The organism is Sphingopyxis soli (assembly GCF_018682675.1).
Classification (GTDB): Bacteria; Pseudomonadota; Alphaproteobacteria; order Sphingomonadales; family Sphingomonadaceae; genus Sphingopyxis; species Sphingopyxis soli.
Genome location: NZ_JAFMTR010000027.1, coordinates 1 through 4785, shown reverse-complemented (window position 1 = coordinate 4785; position 4785 = coordinate 1). Strand labels below are relative to the sequence as shown.

General features: G+C 68.2%; 5 protein-coding genes. All 5 read right to left on the bottom strand.

The features are described from left to right. Nucleotides 1–299: 299 nt before the first annotated feature. Genes J1N50_RS03435 through J1N50_RS03415 form a run of 5 tightly spaced genes read right to left on the bottom strand, consistent with a single transcriptional unit; the run spans nucleotide 300 to nucleotide 4671 of the window. Nucleotides 300–800: a hypothetical protein gene (locus J1N50_RS03435; protein WP_215350382.1), complete on the bottom strand. Its 501-nt coding sequence runs from the start codon at nucleotides 798–800 to the stop codon at nucleotides 300–302. A 2-nt stretch (nucleotides 801–802) separates the two neighbouring features. After that, nucleotides 803–1492 (bottom strand): nitroreductase, encoded by a 690-nt coding sequence (locus J1N50_RS03430; protein WP_215350381.1) that lies wholly within the window; start codon nucleotides 1490–1492, stop codon nucleotides 803–805. Next, nucleotides 1479–2345 carry an RDD family protein gene (locus J1N50_RS03425; RefSeq protein WP_215350380.1) on the bottom strand — a complete coding sequence of 289 codons (867 nt, stop codon included), beginning with the start codon at nucleotides 2343–2345 and terminating at the stop codon, nucleotides 1479–1481. The genes J1N50_RS03430 and J1N50_RS03425 overlap by 14 nt, the downstream gene beginning before the upstream one ends. Continuing rightward, nucleotides 2342–3358: a stage II sporulation protein M gene (locus J1N50_RS03420; RefSeq protein WP_215350379.1), complete on the bottom strand. Its 1017-nt coding sequence runs from the start codon at nucleotides 3356–3358 to the stop codon at nucleotides 2342–2344. Before J1N50_RS03420 ends, J1N50_RS03425 begins: the two co-directional genes overlap by 4 nt. Beyond that, nucleotides 3355–4671: a DUF58 domain-containing protein gene (locus tag J1N50_RS03415; protein ID WP_215350378.1), complete on the bottom strand. Its 1317-nt coding sequence runs from the start codon at nucleotides 4669–4671 to the stop codon at nucleotides 3355–3357. Before J1N50_RS03415 ends, J1N50_RS03420 begins: the two co-directional genes overlap by 4 nt. Nucleotides 4672–4785 lie beyond the last annotated feature (114 nt).

Below are 4785 nucleotides of genomic sequence, written 5' to 3'. Positions count from 1 at the left end.
GCCCGGCCATGGATGCTGAAACAGCGAGGCCATCGCCGCAGCCAGCATGACGAGCTTGGGGCGACCGCTTCCTACCCGAAAACCGACGCAAAGAAAGGCCTTTCCTACAATATCCGGCTGTGTCAGCCTTCATCTGACGCATAAAGTCGGCCGCAACCCGGCGGGCGGGATGCGTTCGGAAATCCGCCCGGTCGCAACGGACCATGCAATGGGCTGAACTTTCCTGAACTTTGAAAAATCCGGGCCGCGATGGCGAACGAAGCCGTCACGAATACCACCCCCAGGGCAGACGCCGCCCTCTACCCCCGGCAATCCTCGATCGCGCGGCCGATTTCGGACTGGACGGGGAGCGTCAGCGCGCCGGTTGTCCCTTCGAGCGCGAAGCGGCCGCGGCTGAAGGCGATGCGGTCGAGCCGGGTGTCGCGGCTCGGGACGCTCGCGCTGCCGCCGTCGAAGCGGATCTGGTCGGTTCCGGCGCTGGTGCGCAGCGCAACATCGCCGTCGAGCCCCGAGGTCAGGCGGATGCTGCCGCCGCTGCAGGCAAGCGAGAGCAGCGGGCCGGGGTTGCCGCTCTGGACGAAGCTCGCGGTCCGGCTGCCCGCGTCATAGCGCCACGCGCCCGCGGTGAGGGCGCGATCTTCCCATGACTCTGCGGCAGCGGGCGGCGGTGCGGGCGCCGGGGCAGGGGACGGCGCCGGCGCGGGCGGCGGGGCCGCGGCCTTCGGCACGGCGGCGCAGCCCGCGACCAACAGCGTCGCCGCCGCGATGCCGAAGCCTGTCCATGCCCGCCCGATCGTCATTATCAAAACCCTCGCCAATCGATCACTTCATCCAGCCCGACGCGCGGGACGGGCCATTGGTTCACCGCCGCATCCTCGTCGGCATGGCCGATCGCAAGGCCGGTGAACAATATCTGGTCCTCGCCGAGGTCCAGCGTCTCGCGGATCGTCACCCCGTACATTGCCCAGCATTCCTGCGGGCAGCTGGCGAGGCCATGTTCGACGAGCAGCAGCATCACCGACTGCAGCCACATCCCCATGTCCGACCATTGCGGCGGCCCCATGATGCGCGAGCAATGGAGGAAAAGCATCACCGGTGCGCCGAAACCCCGGTAATTGTCCATGAATTGAGCGAGCCGTCCCTTCTTGTCCTCGCGCGGGATGCCGAGCGAGGCGTAGAGCGCCTCGCCGACGCCGAAGCGGCGGCTTTCCCACGGATCGGTCAGGCCTTTCGGATAGATGTCATATTCGGGCTGGTAGCCCTCGCGCCCCAGCGCGATCCGCGCCGCGACCGCATCCTTCACCCGCTGCCAGGGCGCGCCGGTCAGCACCACCGCCTGCCAGGGCTGGAGGTTGCCGCCCGACGGCGCGCGCTGCGCCGCGGCAAAGACCGCCTCGAGGACCGCGGGATCGACGGGTTTGTCCGAAAAGGCGCGCACCGAGCGGCGCCGGTGGAGCGCTTCGGTGACCGATACAGCCTCATTCGCTGGCATATTTATCCTCTCGTCTCTTGCCGAACAGCAGCCCGCGTTCGAGCCGGGCCTTGAGTTGCCGGTAGTAGGAAAGCAGGAACACGTCATCCTCTTCGGCGACCGGCCGGCCGATCTTGGCGCGGATCGTGTCCGCGACCTCGCGCATCGCGCGCGGGTCGCGGCCGCGCAGGATGCGTTCGAGCTCCTGCAGTTCGAAGATGCCGTAAACCGAGAGCTCGGCGTCGCTGAACTGCATCGCCCCGGCCTCGTCGGCGGTCGCGATGTCGCTGTCGAGCTTCGCGCGCTGCGCCATCACGACCCAGGTGCCCGCGATCAGGTCGCCCATCCGCATCCTGTCACGATTGAACAACAGAAACAGGCTGAGCGTCAGCGACCAGATCACGCCGGCGAGGACGGTCCAGCCCGATACCATATCCTCGGCCGCGCCGACGCCAAGCATCATCAGCGGCAGGAACAGCTCGAGCTCGCGGATCAGGTTGCGCGCCACCACCGCGTCGGCGGTCAGCCGCCCGCCGTTGCGCGCGACGACGCGGATGCCCATCAGCCGCTTGCCCGGCGTCGCGGCGCGCGACCCGAGTTCGAAGCCGATGAACCAGAAGGTGCGCAGCACGAAGGCGCCGAGCATCCAGATCATGAAGGCGATGTCGCGCGGAGTGGCGTGGCTGATCCAGTCCACCAGCAGGTTGAACACGAAGAGCGTCACCGTGATGACGAGCAGGTCGACGATCAGCGCGCCGAGCCGCAAGCCCGAACTGGCGATCCTGAGTTGCAGGTCGACGCCTTCGGGCGTTACGAATTCGCGGACCTTCTTCGCGCTCGCGTTGCGCATCCGCGTGTTGGTCGCCGCGGTCATGCGACGTCTCCGCGCCGCGGGATGTAATAATAACCGAGCCAGAACAGCAGCATCACCGTCCCGATGCCATAGCGCAGCATGGTGTCGGTGATCAGCTGGCGCCCGAAGCCCTCGAGCAGCCCTGCGACGAGCAGCATCAGGATAACCCCGACCATCACCTTGCCCGCGGTCTTGCCGGCGTCGGCGGCGGCTTCGAGCCGCGACCGCGCACCCGGAAAGACGACTGCGGCGCCGATGCGCAGCCCCGCCGCGCCCGACAGCGCGGCGGCGAAAAGCTCGGTCGTGCCGTGGATGAACAGCCAGCCGCCGAAATCGAGCCCGAGCCCCTTCGACGAAAAGACCGCGAGCATCGCGCCGAGGCCGATGCCCTGATAATATTCGAGCATCATCGTCGGCACGCCGAAGGCGAAGCCGAGCGCGAAGGACATGATCGACACGCGGCTGTTATGGGTGAAGAGGAAGGTCGCGAAGACGTGGAGCCCGCTTTCCTCTCCGCCCCCGTCCTTACCGTGGCCGAGCGTCGATCGCAGGAACTCGACAGTGGCGCGCGGGTCGCGGCCGCCCGACATGCTTTCGTCGACGAAATTATAATACCATTCGGGATTGTGCGCGACGAGCGACCAACTGGTCAGCGCGCCGAGGATGATCACCAGCGAAATGATCAGCGTTTCCTTCCACACCGCGCGCACCGCGGCAGGCCAGTCGTAAAGGACAAAGCGGCGGATACGGCTCCAGCGCGTTTCGCGGACGCCGTAGACGAGGAAATAGCCGCGGATCGACAGCGCCTCGAGATGGTCGAGCAGCGCCTTGTCGAGGCTCGTCGCGCGCGCGATCGAGAGCGATGACAGCGTCGCGCGATAGAGGATCGGAAGCTGGAGCAGCTCGTCGCTGGTCAGCGCCTTCGCGCCGCGCTTTTCGAGCTTGGTGAGCAGCAGGTCGAAGGCGATCCAGTCGGCTTCGCGCTCGGCGCGGAAGCGGCCGGTCGAAAAAGAGGGAAGCTCGGGTGCGCTCACAGGCTGCCGCCTCGCTTGATACCCAGATAGGCCTCGACCACCGCTGCCCCCATCGCGTCCGATGGCACCTCGATCACGTCGGCGCCGAGACGCTGGAGCCGCGCGATGACGAGCTGGCGGTCGCGAAGCATCGCCGCGGCGACATTGGCGCGGGTGACGTCCGATGCACTTTCGGGGCGGCCGCGCTCGACCTCCTCGAGCTCGTCGTCGCGGATCACGACGAACAGCAGCCGGTGTTTCCTGACCAACCGCCCGGCGGCGCGGATCATCAGGTCGGCGCTCGTCGCGTCGGTGAATTCGGTGAACAGGATGATCAGCGAGCGGCGGTTGAGCCCGGCCGACAGCGTCGACAGCGCAAGGGTGAAATTGCTCTCGACCGGCGCATAGTCGATGAGGCTCGCGGCGCGCTGGAGCGCCGGGAAATCCTGGATGTGCATATAGGCCGGGGTCAGCGCCTGCGGCTTGGCGGCGAAGGAGAAGAAGCTGATGCGGTCCCCGAGCTTGAGCCCCGCATAGGCGAGCAGCAGCGCCGCCGAGACGGCGCGGTCGACGCGTGGCATCCCGCCCACGGGCTCGGCCATCGTGCGTCCGGCATCGATCGCAAGGACGACGCGGTTGTCGCGCTCGACCCGATATTCCTTGGCGAGCAGCTTGATGTGGCGCGCCGAGGCGTTCCAGTCGATCGCGCGGCGGTCCATGCCGGGCTGATATTCGGCGAGCGCTTCATATTCGGTGCCTTCGCCGCGGAGCTGCTGCTGGCGGAGGCCGAACCAGCTGTTGCGCTGGAACAGGCGGCTGCCTTCCTCGGTGACCGATCGCAGGCTGGGAACGACCGAGATCGCCCGATCGAGCGCGAAGCGGCGCTGTTTCCAGACGAGCCCGAGCGGCCCCGCCCAGCGGACCCACAATGCCTCGACAAGCGCCCGTCCGCGCCGCGACGCCACGAGCGGCAGCGTGCGGACGAGCGCCTCGGCATCGCTCGCGCGGCGCATCTCGCCCGCAAGACGCCCGCCGGGGGCGAGCCGCTCGTCGAGCGCGAGCGCGATCTCGGCGCGGCGCGGGACGGTGGGCCCCTTCGCGACGAGGCGCAGGTCGAACGGGTCGCCGACGCCGACCTGGTGCGGCATGGTGGCGTCGAGGGCAAGGCGGCGCGGGTTCGCGCCGAGCATCGCGTCGACGAGCAGGCCGAAGAGAAGGAGGCCGATCCACGCGGGCGCGATCACCCACAGTTCGGGCCGCACGAGCCCGAGCGCCAGCGCCAGCGGGGCGCCGAGCAGCAGCAGATAGATGGCGCGGCGGGTGGGATAGATCATGAATCCTCCCTGTCGCGCAGCGACGGGGAGGGGGACCGTCCGCGAAGCGGATGGTGGAGGGGCCGCGACGTCGCGCCATTTGCCCCTCCGTCAGCGCTTCGCGCTGCCACCTCC